Source organism: Mycobacterium sp. SP-6446 (assembly GCF_001954045.1).
Taxonomy (GTDB): Bacteria; Actinomycetota; Actinomycetes; order Mycobacteriales; family Mycobacteriaceae; genus Mycobacterium.
On the sequence record NZ_MBEM01000147.1, the window covers coordinates 1 to 1,578 of the forward strand.

A 1,578-nucleotide genomic window follows, 5' to 3' on the forward strand; every position below is an offset into this window, starting at 1 on the left:
GTCAGGTCGGTGTGCTTCTGGTTGCTCAGGGCCTTCAGCGGCGTGGTGTAGAAGCACTTGCCGCCGGCCGCCAGCGCCAGGTGCACGGCGAATTCGCCGACGACCGTCTTGCCGGCCCCGGTCGGCGCGCAGACCAGCACGCCGTGACCGCGCTCCAGCGCCGCACACGCCCGCTGCTGAAAGTCGTCGAGCGGAAAAGGCAGCTCCGCGCTGAACCGGGTCAGCTCGGCCAGCTCGGTCACGCGGGCCTAAGTGACGTCGTCATGCTGCCCGGCGGTGAACGACGGCTCGGGTATGGGCTCGGGCTCCTCGAGGACCGACGCTTCGTCGTCGGGGATCTCCGCCTGCGCTTCGCGCTTGGCCTTCCGCTTGTCGTGCAGGCGGGCGATCTGGATGGCGAACTCCAGCAGCACCGACAGCGCCACCCCCAGCGCCGTCATCGAAAACGGATCGGAACCGGGCGTGAACACCGCCGCGAACACGAACATCGCGAAGATCAGGCCGCGTCGCCACGACTTGAGCCGCTGGTAGGTCAGCAGCCCCGCCATGTTCAGCATCACGATCAGCAGCGGGAACTCGAAGCTGACGCCGAACACGATCAGCAGGTTGATCAGGAAGCCGAAATAGCGGTCCCCGGACAGCGCGGTCACCTGCACGTCGCTGCCCACGGTCAACAGGAAGCCCAGCGCCTTGGACAGCACGAAGTAGGCCAGCACCGCACCGCCGATGAACAGCGCCGCGGCCGGGATCACGAACGCGATCGCGAAGCGGCGCTCCCGCTGATAGAGCCCCGGGGTGATGAACGCCCAAAGCTCGTACAACCACACCGGGCAGGCCAGCACGATCCCGGCAGTCATCCCGACCTTGAGCCGCAGCATGAATTGGTCGAACGGCGCGGTGGCCAGCAGGCGGCACTGTCCATTGGGACTGATCTCGGCGCGCGCCGACTGCGGCAGCGAACAGTAGGGATGGCGCAACCACTCGCCGAGGCTCTCGAGCCCGAAGATCGAATGCGAGTACCAGACGAACCCGAAAATCGTGGTGATCAGGATCGCGGCCAAAGCAATCAACAACCTCGTGCGCAGCTCGGTCAGGTGATCGACCAGCGACATGGTCGCGTCGGGGTTGGTACGGCTGCGCCGGTAACGAGGGTTGAGCCGCTTCAGCAAGGCAGCGGTGCGCGCGGAAGTCTTGAAAAGTTTCACGACGCTCGGTCAGTGGCGCTCGGGCACCGCGACGGCTAACCGCGACTACGCCGGGCTACGCGGGGCGCGCTTCGTGGTGGCCCTGCTCGCTCGCCTTCGGCGGGTCGACCCGCTCCGACTGCACGGGCTGGGGGTTCACCGCGGGGGTCTCCGACGGGGTTTGCAGGGACGGCGTTTGGTCTTTGTTCTCCGTCTGCATTTCCCGCATCTCGGACTTGAAGATGCGCATCGACTTACCCAGCGAGCGCGCCGCATCGGGGAGCTTCTTGGCACCGAAGAGCAGGACCACTACGACAGCGAGGATCGCCCAGTGCCACGGACTAAGACTGCCCACTTTGATTACCTCCAGACGTCCACCCGATGCTACCGCAGG

General features: G+C 66.1%; 3 protein-coding genes. All 3 read right to left on the bottom strand.

Features of this window, described 5'->3' with window-relative positions; translation table 11 throughout:
- The coding region (locus A5736_RS13735) for a DEAD/DEAH box helicase (RefSeq protein WP_139333304.1) at positions 1-242 on the bottom strand (242 nt) is incomplete at its 3' end.
- Positions 243-248: 6 nt separating this feature from the next.
- Positions 249-1,205 (bottom strand): twin-arginine translocase subunit TatC, encoded by a 957-nt coding sequence (gene tatC / locus A5736_RS13740; protein WP_371328382.1) that lies wholly within the window; start codon positions 1,203-1,205, stop codon positions 249-251.
- 55 nt (positions 1,206-1,260) lie between these two features.
- A complete protein-coding gene (gene tatA / locus A5736_RS13745) occupies positions 1,261-1,539 on the bottom strand; it encodes a Sec-independent protein translocase subunit TatA (RefSeq protein WP_076058498.1) in 279 nt (92 codons plus the stop codon).
- Positions 1,540-1,578: the final 39 nt, after the last annotated feature.